Origin of the sequence: Maribacter algarum (ex Zhang et al. 2020) (assembly GCF_005885635.1) — a bacterium.
In the GTDB taxonomy this organism is placed as follows: Bacteria; Bacteroidota; Bacteroidia; order Flavobacteriales; family Flavobacteriaceae; genus Maribacter_C; species Maribacter_C algarum.
Genome location: NZ_VATY01000001.1, coordinates 1,788,930 through 1,803,509 on the forward strand (window position 1 = coordinate 1,788,930; position 14,580 = coordinate 1,803,509).

At 36.3% G+C, this 14,580-nt stretch carries 18 protein-coding genes; 14 read left to right on the forward strand and 4 right to left on the reverse strand.

The window, feature by feature from the left end; translation table 11 throughout:
• Window positions 1-22: 22 nt before the first annotated feature.
• Window positions 23-961, forward strand: coding sequence for a pyridoxal-phosphate dependent enzyme (locus tag FEE95_RS07690; RefSeq protein ID WP_138657292.1), 939 nt, complete (start codon window positions 23-25; stop codon window positions 959-961).
• 68 nt (window positions 962-1,029) lie between these two features.
• Complete coding sequence (locus FEE95_RS07695) at window positions 1,030-2,166, forward strand: MBL fold metallo-hydrolase (RefSeq protein ID WP_238474516.1); 1,137 nt, start codon at window positions 1,030-1,032, stop codon at window positions 2,164-2,166.
• A gap of 3 nt (window positions 2,167-2,169) precedes the next feature.
• On the opposite strand, the gene FEE95_RS07700 is transcribed toward FEE95_RS07695, so the two are convergent.
• Both FEE95_RS07700 and FEE95_RS07705 read right to left on the reverse strand, forming a co-directional pair.
• The gene (locus FEE95_RS07700) at window positions 2,170-2,592 is read right to left on the reverse strand and encodes a hypothetical protein (protein ID WP_138657293.1); all 423 of its coding nucleotides are present in this window, start codon (window positions 2,590-2,592) and stop codon (window positions 2,170-2,172) included.
• A complete protein-coding gene (locus FEE95_RS07705) occupies window positions 2,589-2,924 on the reverse strand; it encodes a heavy-metal-associated domain-containing protein (protein WP_171036999.1) in 336 nt (111 codons plus the stop codon). Before FEE95_RS07705 ends, FEE95_RS07700 begins: the two co-directional genes overlap by 4 nt.
• Window positions 2,925-3,061: 137 nt before the next feature.
• Here FEE95_RS07705 and FEE95_RS07710 point away from each other — a divergent pair, with 137 nt between their 5' ends.
• From FEE95_RS07710 to FEE95_RS07765, 12 genes are all read left to right on the forward strand, one after another.
• Window positions 3,062-3,910: an EamA family transporter gene (locus FEE95_RS07710; protein WP_238474541.1), complete on the forward strand. Its 849-nt coding sequence runs from the start codon at window positions 3,062-3,064 to the stop codon at window positions 3,908-3,910.
• A 54-nt stretch (window positions 3,911-3,964) separates the two neighbouring features.
• Window positions 3,965-4,714: a head GIN domain-containing protein gene (locus tag FEE95_RS07715; protein ID WP_138657296.1), complete on the forward strand. Its 750-nt coding sequence runs from the start codon at window positions 3,965-3,967 to the stop codon at window positions 4,712-4,714.
• Window positions 4,715-4,844: 130 nt separating this feature from the next.
• Window positions 4,845-5,300 (forward strand): DUF4199 domain-containing protein, encoded by a 456-nt coding sequence (locus FEE95_RS07720; protein ID WP_138657297.1) that lies wholly within the window; start codon window positions 4,845-4,847, stop codon window positions 5,298-5,300.
• A 113-nt stretch (window positions 5,301-5,413) separates the two neighbouring features.
• A complete protein-coding gene (rplU, locus tag FEE95_RS07725; protein WP_138657298.1) occupies window positions 5,414-6,112 on the forward strand; it encodes a 50S ribosomal protein L21 in 699 nt (232 codons plus the stop codon).
• Window positions 6,113-6,166: 54 nt separating this feature from the next.
• Window positions 6,167-6,427, forward strand: coding sequence for a 50S ribosomal protein L27 (gene rpmA, locus FEE95_RS07730; protein WP_138657299.1), 261 nt, complete (start codon window positions 6,167-6,169; stop codon window positions 6,425-6,427).
• A gap of 137 nt (window positions 6,428-6,564) precedes the next feature.
• A complete protein-coding gene (locus tag FEE95_RS22115) occupies window positions 6,565-7,143 on the forward strand; it encodes a hypothetical protein (protein WP_171037000.1) in 579 nt (192 codons plus the stop codon).
• A gap of 76 nt (window positions 7,144-7,219) precedes the next feature.
• Window positions 7,220-8,413 carry a hypothetical protein gene (locus tag FEE95_RS07740; protein WP_138657301.1) on the forward strand — a complete coding sequence of 398 codons (1,194 nt, stop codon included), beginning with the start codon at window positions 7,220-7,222 and terminating at the stop codon, window positions 8,411-8,413.
• A gap of 138 nt (window positions 8,414-8,551) precedes the next feature.
• Complete coding sequence (locus tag FEE95_RS07745) at window positions 8,552-8,950, forward strand: DUF308 domain-containing protein (RefSeq protein WP_138657302.1); 399 nt, start codon at window positions 8,552-8,554, stop codon at window positions 8,948-8,950.
• 479 nt (window positions 8,951-9,429) lie between these two features.
• Window positions 9,430-9,873: a cytochrome c oxidase assembly factor Coa1 family protein gene (locus FEE95_RS07750; protein ID WP_138657303.1), complete on the forward strand. Its 444-nt coding sequence runs from the start codon at window positions 9,430-9,432 to the stop codon at window positions 9,871-9,873.
• A gap of 262 nt (window positions 9,874-10,135) precedes the next feature.
• Window positions 10,136-11,053 carry an archaemetzincin gene (locus FEE95_RS07755; protein WP_138657304.1) on the forward strand — a complete coding sequence of 306 codons (918 nt, stop codon included), beginning with the start codon at window positions 10,136-10,138 and terminating at the stop codon, window positions 11,051-11,053.
• 88 nt (window positions 11,054-11,141) lie between these two features.
• Window positions 11,142-11,330: a hypothetical protein gene (locus tag FEE95_RS07760; RefSeq protein WP_138657305.1), complete on the forward strand. Its 189-nt coding sequence runs from the start codon at window positions 11,142-11,144 to the stop codon at window positions 11,328-11,330.
• Window positions 11,331-11,362: 32 nt separating this feature from the next.
• The gene (locus FEE95_RS07765; RefSeq protein WP_138657306.1) at window positions 11,363-12,130 is read left to right on the forward strand and encodes a hypothetical protein; all 768 of its coding nucleotides are present in this window, start codon (window positions 11,363-11,365) and stop codon (window positions 12,128-12,130) included.
• A gap of 9 nt (window positions 12,131-12,139) precedes the next feature.
• Here the strand turns inward: FEE95_RS07765 and FEE95_RS07770 are convergent, their stop codons facing one another.
• Entirely contained in the window at window positions 12,140-13,420 is a 1,281-nt protein-coding gene (locus FEE95_RS07770) for an NAD(P)/FAD-dependent oxidoreductase (protein ID WP_138657307.1), read from the reverse strand.
• Window positions 13,421-13,423: 3 nt separating this feature from the next.
• Window positions 13,424-14,527 carry an SDR family oxidoreductase gene (locus FEE95_RS07775; RefSeq protein ID WP_138657308.1) on the reverse strand — a complete coding sequence of 368 codons (1,104 nt, stop codon included), beginning with the start codon at window positions 14,525-14,527 and terminating at the stop codon, window positions 13,424-13,426.
• Between the last annotated feature and the right edge of the window lie 53 nt (window positions 14,528-14,580).

Here is a 14,580-nt window from a genome sequence, read left to right on the forward strand (position 1 = left end):
AATCTTGTATTTTGTAGTCCGTATGATACAAAAACAAGAACTACTAGATTGTCATAGAAGAATAAAACCCTTTATCCATAGAACGACTGTATTGTCTTCTAAATTGATCAATAAGATTGCAGGCGCTGAGGTATTCTTCAAATGTGAGAATTTTCAAAGAGGAGGTGCTTACAAAATGCGAGGTGCTACCAATGCCATCTTGCAGCTAAGCGATGAACAAAGGGGTAACGGGGTTGTTACACATTCCTCTGGCAATTTTGCACAGGCAGTTTCCTTAGGCGCAAAAAGTTTGGGAGTTACTGCACATATTGTGATGCCCACTTCAGCTCCTGAAGTAAAGAAAACGGGAGTAAAAGAATACGAGGGAATAATCTATGAATGTGAACCTACATTAGATGCTCGTGAATACAATGCGAATAAAATTGCACAAGATACAGGCGCAACCTTATTACACCCATCAAATGATATTGATGTTATCATAGGTCAAGGTACAGCGGCAATGGAGCTACTTGAAGATTATCCTGATTTAAATGCAATATTTTGCCCTGTTGGGGGTGGGGGGTTAATCGCAGGCTCAGCATTGGCGGCTCATTATTTTGGGAATGATTGCAAAGTATTTGGCGGAGAACCCTTTGAAGCCGACGATGCCTACCGCTCATTACAAAGTGGAAAAATTGAGGGAAACGAAAGCACTAACACTCTAGCTGACGGACTCAAAACTACTTTGGGGAGTAACAATTTCCCTATCATAAAAGAACATGTTAGCGGAATCATTCGAGTAACCGAAGAAGAAATTGTCTCCGCCATGCAACTCATTTGGGAACGAATGAAAATCATCGTAGAACCCTCTAGTGCAGTGACCTTGGCAGCTCTTTTAACTGACAAAGAAAACTTCAAAAACCAAAAAGTAGGTATTATTATTTCGGGTGGGAATGTCGACTTGAGTAAACTTCCTTTTTAAGACAATTCGAAATAACTTTCAATTTCTCTTCGATTACCTTATAATTGCCCTTTGAGATTCCTCAATACATGCGAAAATTTAAAAAAGTACTCAAGAAAATGGGATTACTCCTTGGTGGATTGTTATTGATTCTAGTCATTTTTGTTGCCCTATTTGTAAATATAAGTCCTGAGTTTGGTGGCACTATAACAAAAGAACAAAAGTTGCGATATGCCCAATCCAAGAACTACAAGGATGGTGTTTTTATCAATAAAGGAGACATAAAAATGAGCATGGGTTTTGGTAAGATGATGAAGATTATTGGTCAATCCCTAGGTGCTCAACCCAATTCAAAGCCTGAAAAAAGAATAGCTGTTGAAAAAATTGATTCAATAAGCGTAGCAGATTATCAAGGGGCAAGTCGGTTGGTTTGGTTCGGACATTCTTCTTTTCTGCTGCAAATGGAAGGTAAAAATATATTGATAGACCCAATGTTCGGGGCGGTTCCTGCTCCACATCCACTGCTTGGGGTGAAACGATTTAGTGGAAGCCTGCCTATTGAAATCAAGAAGTTACCAAAAATAGATGCCGTCCTATTTTCTCATGACCATTACGACCATCTTGATTATGGTTCTATTCAATTATTGAAAGGAAAAGTGGATATGTTTTATACACCACTAGGTGTTGGCGTTCATCTTTCAGAATGGGGTGTCGCCGAAGCGCAAATAGTTGAAATGGATTGGTGGGAGGAAACTCAATTTCATGGATTGCGCTTTACATGTACTCCAGCACAACACTTTTCAGGAAGGGGATTTACCGACCGGGGGAAAACCCTATGGAGCTCTTGGGCAATTCAATCTTCGACCGAGAACATTTTCTTTAGCGGTGACAGCGGATACGGCTCCCATTTCAAGGAAATAGGCAAAAAACTCGGGCCTTTCGATTTTGCAATGCTAGAATGTGGACAGTACAATGAACTTTGGAGTGAAATTCACATGATGCCTGAGGAAACCGCACAAGCGGGTTTGGATGTGAAAGCAAATAAGATAATGCCAATCCATTGGGGTGCTTTCAAACTAGCGATGCATCCTTGGACAGAACCTGTGGAAAGAGTTTCTAAAAAAGCTACAGCATTGGGAATTGCAACTACAACTCCGAAAATTGGGGAATATATTTATTTGGAAGCGGACCAAATTTCAAATGAACGCTGGTGGGAAGAATTTTAACTTTTATTCCACAAGTAGCGCCTCGGCGTTGGCAATACTTGAATTCATCTTCTCAGCCACAATCTTTACTTTTTCCTCCTCTTCATTCAGCCACTGTTTTTTCTCTTCGGTCAGTTCTTTGCCATTCGCAATTTCTTCATAATCAAAACGTTTGTTAAATCCTTGCATCCAATCCATCATGCTTTTATTGGCGTCTTGTAACGCTTCCATGGCCTTTTTTTCTTCAATTCCTCCCTGGTCAGAATCAATTTTCTTTCTCAATTGGGTTACCAAGCTTCCTATTTTGCCCATTTTAGGCATTACTTCATCATGCACGGCCATAACCTGTTCCATTTGCTTTGATTCAGGAGATTCCTTTTTTTCTTCCTTACATGATATGGAAACTGCAAAAACTATGGTTGCTAGAATTAGGATATATTTTTTCATTCTTCAATTTCATTAGTAATGGCGCGTACTTCTTTTACTATGTACACATAGTTTTTTACTTTGGTATCTGTAATTATCTTTTTCAAACCGTCAATTGAAATCAAACGGTTATCATATTCAATTAAAGCTTCTCCGTTTTTATAACTCACTTCAGCAGTATTAATGCCTTCTACCTTTCTTAGATTTTCAGCAATGGTATCAGCACAACCCTCTTGACAAGCCATTCCTTCGATGGTTACTGATATTTTAATGCTTTCTTCCCTATGTTGCGCTGCTAAAATAGCACTTGAAAAAGCCATAAAAAGTAATAGCCAACTAGTTTTTATTCTCATGTTATAGAAAATTTGATTTGAAACAAATTTACAACCTGGAGTGCAAAGTGAAATGAGAATAGTCATAAAAAAGTACCATTTTTGCTAAAATTTTTCATCCCTTGAGTGACTATCAAAAAAAGTGGTTTTATCTCGTATTGCTTTCCTTTATTTGGGGGTCTTCCTTCATACTGATTAAAAAGGCGCTTATAGGTTTTACTCCTCTTCAACTTGGAGGTTTGAGGATTGTGTTTGCTTCATTAACCTTATTCGCGTTTGGTTTTCGGAGTATGTCTCAAATTAAATCAGCGGATTGGAAATGGTTAATAATCGCAGGATTTACGAGTTCCTTTTTTCCACCTTTTTTGTTTGCATTGGCCCAAACACAATTAGATAGTGGAATTACCTCTATTTTCAATTCCATAGTACCCTTAATGACAACTCTAGTTGGAATCGCCCTTTTTGGAGCAATTATTTCTAAACGACAAGTATTAGGAGTTTTCATTGGACTTTTTGGCACGGTTGCCTTGATATTAGCGGGAATGGAATTCACACCAGACCAAAATTATTGGTATGCTATTTTCATTTTGTTATCAGCCCTTGGCTACGCTTTTAACATCAATATCATAAAGAGGCATCTAGCACACTTAGGTCCATTGTCAATTACCACGGCTAGTTTTGCAGTTGCCTTTGTGCCTGCCATATTTCTGGTAAGCTATTCGGGCTTTTTTGGGGAGATTACAAACAATGTACAAATGCACGATACCATTTGGTACTTGTTGGCACTCGCTATTTTAGGTACTGCATGGGCAAACATTCTTTTTAATAAGTTGATTCATATATCGAGTGCGGTTTTTGCAGCATCGGTTACCTATACGATTCCATTAGTTGCTGTTTTATGGGGAGTTTGGGATGGAGAGCGTATTAATATTTACCAACTTTTAGGCGGTGCTATTATTCTTTTTGGAGTTTGGCTAGTGAATAAAAAGAAGAAAGTGACCAATTAACTGTAACAATTCTCTTTTAATATACTCATTGAAGTAACTAAAAAACGAACAATCATGAAAAAATCAATTTTATTGACAATAGTATTATGCGCATTTTTATTACTTCCTAAAAGCAGTAGTGCGCAAGAAATAACCAATGTAAAATCTTTTGACAAAGTAATCGTAAGTCCGCATATCGAAGTTGTTTTGGTAGAAGGTAACGAGGAATCTGTAAAGATTGAAAACGCGAAAGTTTCCGAAGATAAAATCAATATCAAAGTAGAAGGAAAAACGCTGCGACTGTATTTGGATGGAGCGAAAACCGTTACCAAGCAAGAACGGGTTAGTACCGATAAGTGGAAAGGAAAGCGTGACATTTATCAAGGTACAATGGCAAGAGCTACAATCACCTATAAAAATTTAAGAGCACTTTCTATCCGAGGTGAGGAAATCGTGAAATGTGAAAGTCCCATTGAACAGCAAGAACTTAAACTTACCATCTATGGTGAATCAAAAGTGTATTTTAATTCAATTACTACAGAAGAATTAACAGTTTCTATTTATGGAGAAAGCTATTTAGAGATTCAGGGAGGCGATGTCGGTCGACAAGTGTATCGTGCTTATGGAGAAAGTGAAGTAAACACCTTGGATATGGAAAACACATCCACAAAAATAACGGCTTACGGAGAAAGTAATTTCAGGGTCAATGTTTCAGACCGTTTGAAGGTAACTTGTTATGGAGAAACCAAAATCAATTATAAAGGTGATGCTGATGTTGACAAAGGAATTGTAATTGGGGAAGCCAGGATACGAAAAATCGGATAGACCGACTGAACAAAAAACAATCCAAATCCTGATGCGAAACCATCAGGATTTTTTTGTGTTAAAGTAGCCGTTTTCATTCAGTTCAATTCGAATATTTTGTAACTTAAGGAGAATCTGAAAATCAATTGCTATGGGACTTTACGCTTTACCTATTCGTTTTGGGATAGCCACAAGTGGTTGCCTTATTATTTATTTTTTGATGCTCTCTCTATTCGGGCTACATACTAATGTCTTCTTTAGTCTGTTCAATGCGGTAATTACCGGAGTTGGCATTTTCTTTGCCATAAAGATGTTTCGTGAACGAATAGAACATGATTTTAATTACGGAGAGGGCTTTATTGCCGGGATGGTAACAGGTGGAACCGCCACGCTAATTTTCACTATGTTCTTCACCTTATATGCGACAGAATTGAATGCTGAATTTTTGGCCAACTTATCGACCACATGGTTTCAGCAATATCAGTCCTTTGAGGCCATTGTTTTCTTTACGGTAGCCATTATGGGTTTTGCAACAACCTTAGTACTTACGCTGTCATTTATGCAGCTTTTTAAGACTTCGAACAACCTAGCTAAAAAAACAGCTTAAATTCTAGCTAAATCTCTTGCAGATTACCTATTTACATGTATATTTGCATCCGCTTAAAGAAAATTTGAGCGATTAATCTCGATTATCGAGTAAATTTAAATCATATACACGCTATGTACGCAATTGTAGAGATGGCAGGGCAGCAATTTAAAGTTGCAAAAGACCAAAAAGTATATGTTCACCGTTTGCAAACAGAAGAAGGTAAAAAGGTAACTTTTAACAATGTACTTCTTTTAGACGACGGAAAGAACATAACTATTGGCGCCCCGGCTATAGACGGAGCCGCTGTTGAGGCCAAAGTCATTAAGCACCTAAGAGGTGACAAAGTAATCGTCTTTCATAAGAAAAGGCGTAAAGGGTACCGTAAGAAAAACGGACACCGCCAGTCGTTGACTGAAATCGTAATCGAAAGCATCGTTGCTAAAGGTGCTAAAAAAGCCAAAGCAGAAGCCCCAAAGAAAGCCGCTCCTAAAAAAGAAGCAGCGCCAAAGGCAGAAACTAAAGCTAAAGCAGCCCCAAAGGCAAAAGCAGCTGAGCCAAAAAAGGCAGCAGCTCCTAAAAAGGCAAAAGCCGACGATTTGAAAAAGATTGAAGGTATTGGCCCAAAAATCGCTTCAACTTTAGTAGAAGCAGGTATTGCAACTTTCGCTGACTTAGCAAAAGCAAAACCAGCTAAAATTTCTGAAATCATTGCAGATGTCCGTGGAAACCACGTTACAGACACATGGCCAGCACAAGCGAAACTAGCTGCTGATGGCAAATGGGATGAGTTGAAGAAATGGCAAGACGAATTAGACGGCGGAAAAGCGTAATTTTAGAATTAATAACCAGACCCTGAAAAAGGTTCAGGGTGTAAACAATATATCATGGCACACAAAAAAGGTGTAGGTAGTTCGAAAAACGGTAGAGAGTCAGAATCGAAACGATTAGGAGTTAAGATTTTTGGTGGTCAGGCTGCGATTGCAGGTAATATCATCGTAAGACAACGTGGTACCAAGCACAACCCTGGTGAGAACGTATATGCTGGTAAAGACCATACATTACATGCTAAGGTTGACGGAATTGTACAATTTACAAAGAAAGCTGGCGGAAAGTCCTTTGTTTCTATTGAGCCTTTTGAAGCTTAAGAAATTCTTTCTTTATCATATTGAAAAACCCCTCTCCAGATATGGAGAGGGGTTTTTTGTTTAAGCATGTCATTTAAGTCTGTTGTAATTAGTAGTTTTAAAAATCAAGTTTAAAATAACCCAAGGATAAAAATTAAATGAAAACCCAACTAATTGCAATCATCGTAACTTTTCTTTTCAGTAGTTGCAAGACCAATACTTCCCAAAAGACATCTGGTTCAGAAGCTGATGTTACGAATAAAGTTAGCAGTGAAATCACCTTTCAAGTTAAGGCCGTTGAGAAAGAAGACTTAGAGATTTTTGAAGATGGAATAATCCCTTGGATTTCGATTAAAAAGCCTGAATTAGAAATTAAAAATTTAATAGGAAAAAATGATATCGTACTAAAAACAGCTAAAGCGAGTTTAGTTATAGACTATCCATTGGAAAAACCCGTTCTGATTGAAATCAAATCTGCAAATGCTTCTGGCTTTACAAGAAAGGAGTTAGTTGAAATCATTAGCAAGGTATATCACCGAATTTATCAGGAAGAGGAAGATTCTGCTCAAACCAAAACTGTTCCTATTAGCGAACGACAAGGCTTAATAAACCGGAATAAAACGGATGGAAAGTATGGTATTTGGGGCCATGATATTGATGACCTTGACCTCAGCTCTATTGTTGTTAAGGAAAAAGAAAATGGTCGAATCGAATTAGAATTATTTATTGAATCTTAGGATACCTAAAATACTAAATAGGGAAAGTTCGAATAAAGAATTGTTAAACAAATCGAACTAGATAAGAGTAGTTGAAATGAAAAGAATAGTTTATTTAGTCTTGATTTTAAGTTTGGTTTCTTGCAATTCGAGAGGTACTAAAAAAACAAAATACGAGAGGGATTCAATCCAAGTTTCAGATGAGAATGAATTACCTAAAGGTAATGAAGAAGCACAGGTTGAAAAGCCCAAATTAAATACTACTGCAATACAAAAATATGCTCAGTTGATTCTTGAAAACAAAGTTAGCCCCTCAGATAACAATGAGACTTTCGAATGTCTAGATCAACTATTCCAAGAAAATAAGAAAGATTTGAACTTCTATTTTGAAGTTTTCCGAGTGATAGTCAAGAAATCAGATGGAGCTCTATCTGAGGTGATTGGACAATATATTGTCACTTTTCTGAGGTCTTACCCTAATTACTTTATTGAAAGGTACACAGATTTCGAATTTGAAGAAAAAATGCGGTTTATTGATTTTATGGCCTATGAATTCTACTTTGCTGGAACCGATTTCAAGGTTGAAATTAATGAGTTCTTTGCGGGGATTAACAATGCTCAAAATTTAGATTCTGATGACCAAATAAGGACTCTATCTGAAATTAAGGAGTTGGTGACGAAAGCTACTGAAGGCATTATAGCAGGGTCAAACTTGAAGAATAACTCGATTTTGGATTCAGTAGAGTTTGATAGTAATTATATAAGATCGAAAACTTCTCCATTATCAAAAACAATCGATATAGAAAAAATCAATGTTGCCCTGTTGGAAAAATTGCCAAAAAAGTTTATCAGCGAACATCTTTCTCCTTATAAAATTGAAATTGGTTATCCAGAACACCTAACAGATGATTATCCCGATGAATATGTATTTCTTGAATTTAAAGTGTTCGAGAATTTTAACCTCTATACTTTCGTACATGATAACGAAACTTGTTGCAGAACTCTTTACGCAGTAACAATTGGAAAAGAAAATAACAACACAATAAACATAGGTGTCATTGGATACGAAGGAGGTGATGGTGGTTGGGTAGGGAAGCAGTATGGGAGTTGGACAAGCGAAGCAATAATTGAAACGACTACAACGTCTGATTATGATGAAGATTTAATTGAAAGCAATAACAATACGGAGGTTGACACAACTTGGTCATTTATTAAAATTGACCAAAACGGTTATTTTGAAAAAACAGATTCTCTTGCTGTAAAATATATTGGAGATAAAAAAGTTGAATGAATCCAGAGTTGAATTAAGAACCCATACCAGAATAAAGTTCAAATAATGAATAATATTTTGTTTTAAATAAATTATTGTGGTTGGTCTCCAAGTGGCGAATGACAATATTAACCGCTAAATGAAAATCTAAATTAAAAAATGACACTTGATGAAAGACTAGTTTTTTGTAAAATATGCGCAAACCGAAAAATTGATTTTAAAACCGGACTTGTATGTAGTTTAACAAATCAAAAACCCGAATTTGAAAATGAGTGTGAATATTTTGTCATTGACGAGAAAGAAGCTGAAAGAAAATTGAATCTTAGCCTTGATGCAGCTGGACCTTCCAGAAGCCAAAAAGGTTCTTTGAAGCCATCAAAAAATATAAATTATGGTGCTTTTCTCGCTGTAGCTGGAATTATTGTTCTACTATTTTTGTCAATTTTATTCGGTGCAATGATCTTAATAACTGGTATTTCATTCTTAATTAGAGGTTATTCACAGAAAAAAATCCTGGCAGAAAATGTATCCTTTAAGGAAAGGTTGAAGAAAAATTGACATGTGTCAAACATCTTGTTTTATAAAATACATTCGGACAATTATTTCAAAAGTTTAAAAAGGATGAGAAAATGGATCGAAGATAGATTAATCATCATCATTGTTTTAATTCTTATTACCTATGGACTTTTTACTGTTGAACTAACTCCCACCTGGGGTATCAACAAAACGGTAAATTGGATATGGGATATAACTAATTTACTTTTTTTGATACCAATAATTTTTTGGGTGGCGTTAATGTTGATTTATAGTTTGCTTGCAATTTTCAAGATTTCGACTAACTTAATCTTATCTAGCATTCAATTAATTCTGTTACTAGTTTTATTATTTGTAGTTCAGAATCATTTGCATGATTTGTACCTGCACTTTTCATTGTCCATGGTTGGATTATTGGTGTTAATCATCAATACAATCACATCCATTAGAAAAAAGTGGGTTTTATAAAGTTTAAAGAAAGGATAGATATTGTAATATTAAAAGTGGACGAATTAATTGTGCATAAAAGTTGGTGGAAGCGGAATAGGAAATGGTTTGTTCCTCTAGTTGGCGTACTTTTCGTCTTTGTTATTTCGATTGCATCTTCACCAATTGTAGGTAGAATATCCGATGTTGCAAAAGCTTATCTGGACCCAAATCTAATGAGAACCGCCATATTGAAAGCCCAAGCAAATGAAGATGTAGTAGGGCTTTTCGGTAGCTTAGAACCGGTAAGTGGATTGGATATGATGCGAGGAATCGTGAACTATTCAAATAATGATATGACAATTGATATTTACGTTCATGTCAAGGGTTCCAAGGGGAAAGGTAGAATGAGAGTTTTTGCGGATTGGAATAATGATAAATGGATATATAATAATATTTCGGTTGTGGGTGAAAATGTTGAGGAACCGATTGTTGTCGTTGAAAAAACAGTAAATAACTAATCACAAGACTCAAATAAAAGATGATAAAATTTGTAAAATATTGTTATTCTCTTTTAGTAGTAATGTTGGCATTTGGCCTGCTTACATTATTGGGTTTATGCTTTGGATATGGTTTGGACAGTTTAATTTCTAACTGGATTTCATTTGCCATCTTATTTGGTAGTTTGGCCCTTGGTTTAATCATAGTGGGACGTATTTTAAGAAGCCTAGAAAATAAACTATAAATAAGGATAATTCAATTATGTTATAAGAAAATAGGTAAATGAAAAGGAAATTAATCATCCTAAAACTCATAATCGTTACGTCGATAGGGTTCTTAATTGCTTATTTATCGCCAAAAGTAGTTCCCGGATTAACGAAGTATGGTAGTGACAATGAAATCGAATCTCTTCATCAACCTCTAAAAAAGGCATTGCCTGGAGAGTGGCTGAGTATTGTGAAAGAACCGGGTCAAACTTTTGAGCAATATTCTAACAGTAATCCTAACGGGAAAACCAAGAACAGGAATAAGATTTATATAAGACCTATTGGCAACTTCTCATACACTGAGAAAAAAGTACTGAAATCGACTTCAGAATATTTAGAGAACTTTTATGAACTCCCAGTTGAAATATTGGATTCAATATCCATAGCACTGATTCCTAAAACCTCTTTTAGAATTCATCAAGGTAATCGACAAACAAGCGCAAAATACATTCTAAACAATTTACTTGCGTCAAATATACCCAATGATGCCGCCGCTTATATTGCATTCACAAAGATTGATTTATATAATGAAGCCAAGAAAAATTTTGTTTTGGGACTAGGCAATCTTGTTAACCGCTCGGGAGTTTATTCGATGGCTAGGTTCGGGAATCCTGATAATAGTGATTTAGCTTACAAGATGTTTGTTTCTAGAACGTTTAAGATTGCTTCCCATGAATTGGGGCATATATTCGGCGTTAAGCATTGTATTGACTATAGGTGCATAATGAATGGAAGCAACAGTTTGATCGAAAGTGATTCAAAACCTGTGTACTTTTGTCCTATCGATTTGAAGAAGGTTTGCTGGAACTTGAAAATCGACCCAGCCGAAAGATTTATGAAATTGAAGACTTTTTGGTCCAAAAATAGATTTGAAGAAAATTCAAATTTTTATCATAAAAGTGAAATCCTTATTAATTCGAACGTTTTGGAATGACTAATCTAGAGGTATTAAAACCTAAAGTTAAAATAAAGGATAGTTTAGTAGGTAAGACTATACCATTTCAATTCAAATTATTATTACTATGATATTTAGAATATTAATGCTTCTTCTAATAATAGGTTTGGCTATTTTCCTTATTCGAATGGTCTCTAATACCTCTGAATACAAAAAATGCCAAAAGTGCGATGGCAAAGGCTATTGGAGAGCTACTAAAGGCGAAAAAGATAAATGCGATGTCTGTCAGGGCGCAGGTAAAGTTTTGAGAAGATAAACGATTTAGTTTGTAAACCCGTTATAATTAGTATGAGATGCTTAATCATTTGCTTTTTACTTTTCCTATCGGTCACGAACGCCCAGAAGGTTGAAGAGTCGAGAACAATTCATGTATTTGTAGCGCTTTGCGATAATGTAAATCAAGGAATTGTTCCAGTTCCAAGAACTTTGGGGGATGGGCAGAACCCTAAAACCAATTTGTATTGGGGTGCACTTTACGGTCTAAAAACGCATTTCAAAAAGAGTAAGGACTGGACATTTCTAAAAGTTTTGAAAACAGAAAATACCCAAATATTAGAGCGAGTTCTATTCAAGCATAAAACTACAAACACCTATCTGCTGGCCGATGCCTATGATGGTAAATACATCAAGCAAACAACCATAGATTTTTTAAATGCGTCAAGTGGTTCAGATGAGCAAAAGTTGAAGTATGAAAATCAAGAATTATGCTTTGGTGGCGGCGCAGATTTGTTAACCTACATGGGTCATGACGGACTAATGGAATTTAGTTTAGATGAAAATTTTGAACCACAAAACGCTGAAAAGCGAGATGCCATTATATTAGCCTGTATTAGTAAAAACTACTTTAAGCCGTATTTAAAAAAAACCGGGGCTAACACTTTAGTTTGGTCAACTGGTCTTATGTCTCCTGAGGCATACACCCTTAAGTGGGCCATTGACGGTTGGATACTAGGTGAAAGTGACGCCGAGGTATGTGAAAGAGCAGCCCAAGCCTACAACGAATATCAAAAATGTGGAATTCGCGGCGCTAGAAATCTTCTGGTTTCAGGTTTTTAAGAAATTAGATTATCGATATTCCGAAGTAAAACTGGCAAGATTCGGACTTTCTTCCAAAACTTCTATAAGTCCTTGAGCGGCACGCTCACCAGATAACATGGCTGCGTTTAAGGAGCCATTCAACATATGGTCTCCTGCAAGAAATATTCGGTCTTTTATTTTGGTTTCCGAAGGAGCCAAATCGTATTGAATATTGGTGAGATTAGGTAAAGCTCTGTTGATGGTATACTGCTTTAAAAATTGAGCATCTCTAATATCACAATACCTTTGAAGTTCTTCCTTTACCCGTACTTGTAACAGTTCGTCACTCATCTTTGTATTCTTGACAACGGTTACGGAAAGAAGTTCTTTTTTTGCTTTCTCTGTTGTCGATACACTAGTATGATAAAAAATATTATTTACTAAGGTATTCGAATCAGATACTAGTCCGATTAGAGGCTTATCAATATTACGTTCTGCTACTTCATAATATAGTGTTACACATTTCTTCCAGGGAATCCTTTGATTTTTTAAGTTGGAAATCATTTGACCTGGGTCGGTTGCGACAATTGTAAAATGACTTGGAATTTCTTCTCCATTGGATAAAACAATTTTATTATCATGAATTTCTGAAACAGCTGTTTTGAAATGAAAGGAGGTATTTTTCAAGCTAGCCTTAAGTTGCTTGGGTATGGCTTCAATACCCGATTTTGGAAGGGCAGCAGTACCTGAACCGAACATTTTATAAACGAACTCGAACATGCGGCTAGAGGTGTCAAGATTTGGTTCTAGAAAAATACCGCTAAAGAAAGGTCTGAAAAATCTTTGAATCATATTTTCACTGAAACCTAACGCCTGCAAGTACTGCAATGTTGATGTTTCTCTGGTGTCAAAGATGTTGGTAAGTGATTTCTTTTTTAGCGAATTGTTCAGTTTTAAGACTTTTAACTTATCAGAAAAGCTTCCCACATTGGCCATTAGTGTTTTGAAAAGTAAAGAAGGATTACGCAGCGGGTCGGCAATGGTCTTTTGTTTTCCTCCTTGAAAAAGAACAGCGCCTGAATAATATTCTTGGAGTTCTAGAGCCTTATAATCTAGATACTTTTTAGCTAAAGGATAATCCGTCAATAAAACTTGAAAACCGTGGTCCAATTGATATCCGTCGACAAGGTCTGTTTTTACTCTTCCCCCAACACGGTCTGATGCTTCTATTAGGGTTGGGTGATATCCTTTTTCCTCAAGAACACGTGCGGCAATTAAACCACTTAATCCTGCCCCAACAATATGAATTTGATATGACTTTTTATCCATGGCTTACCACTTCTGATTTCGAAAATTCGCTGCTTTGGCAAAGGAGACGGTTTGTAAAAGATAGTCTTCCAAATTATAGCTGGGCATGGGTAAAATACTTTCTAAAAGTTTTGTATCCCACTCGCTAGGTTTTGAATTCAGGTAGGGGTGAAGATGCACTCCGATGGTCTCATAATAGAATTCTTCTAATTTTGAAGCGAATCCGGTTGCTGCGGTAATTTGCTCATCCGTAAAGCTAAAATTTGAAAATCCTACGGCATCCAAAACTTTCGAAATTCCTTTCATCATATTGGTTTCTTCCGCATGCACAATATTCAATTGTTCAATGTCGGTTTCCAGTACTTTTACAATGACATTGGCAGCATAATCCGTGGGGATAATGTTGAGCCCGGTAAATGTATTTGTGGAAATACGTATGCTTTCATCCGAAGTATTGTTATTGAAAAACTTAGCAAAAAGGTAGAAGACCATGTATTTCGAGATAAAGAAATTGGGAGCTTCTTCAATATTTCCTCCTAAAACACTTGGGCGTAATATTTGAACGGGAATGTTTTTTACCTTGCCTTGCTCTAATAAGAATTCTTCAGAAGCGTGTTTCGATGCTTCGTAATAATTTCGATAATTTCCAGTATGATTCTCGGTATAGTTGTTTTTTAGAACTCCACCCACGTCTCCAAAAGAAAATGCAGTGCTGATATACACAAATTTGTCAATACGGTCGCTGTAGGAGTTGAAAATGTCTTTGGTAAAGTCAAAGTTCTCTTGAAATACTTCTTTTTTAGCCGAAGGATTTGTAGACAGATTCACATAGCCAGCCGAATGAATAAAGTAGTCAATGTTTTCACCTTGTAAATAAGAAGTCGGCTCAAGCATTTTCTTAGCATCAATCACTTCTATTTTGTCCAAAATTGAACTGCTATTCTTATGAATAAACTCCGGAATGCTTTCACTTGCCAACATATTTTGAATTCGCTGCTGAGGTGAATTCGCTGCTTTGGGGCGAACGAGTAAGTAGACTTTTTCCAGCTTTTCAAATTTCTGTTCAAATATGGAAAATAGTATTCGCGAACCTAGGGTTCCTGTTGCTCCGGTTAGTATAATTTTCATTTTTCAGTGGGGTGTTATATTCTTTTTCATAAGCCTATGTAAGATACGAGATT